At 65.5% G+C, this 232-nt stretch carries 1 protein-coding gene; it reads left to right on the plus strand.

Features of this window, described 5'->3' with window-relative positions; translation table 11 throughout:
• On the plus strand, positions 1-232 hold a 232-nt coding region (locus tag A3728_RS19720), incomplete at both ends, for a GTP-binding protein (RefSeq protein ID WP_236630572.1).

Consider the following 232-nt stretch of genomic DNA (forward strand, 5'->3'; position numbering starts at 1 on the left):
GGCCACGCCGACTACGTGAAGAACATGATCACCGGTGCGGCGCAGATGGACGGCGCGATCCTGGTGGTGAACGCGGCCGACGGCCCGATGCCCCAGACGCGTGAGCACATCCTGCTGGGCCGCCAGGTCGGCATCCCGGCGATGGTCGTCTACATGAACAAGGTCGACCAGGTGGACGACGAGGAACTGCTCGAGCTGGTGGAGATGGAGATCCGCGAGCTGCTGTCCTCCT

It is taken from the genome of Sulfitobacter sp. HI0040 (assembly GCF_001634885.1).
GTDB lineage: Bacteria > Pseudomonadota > Alphaproteobacteria > Rhodobacterales > Rhodobacteraceae > Sulfitobacter.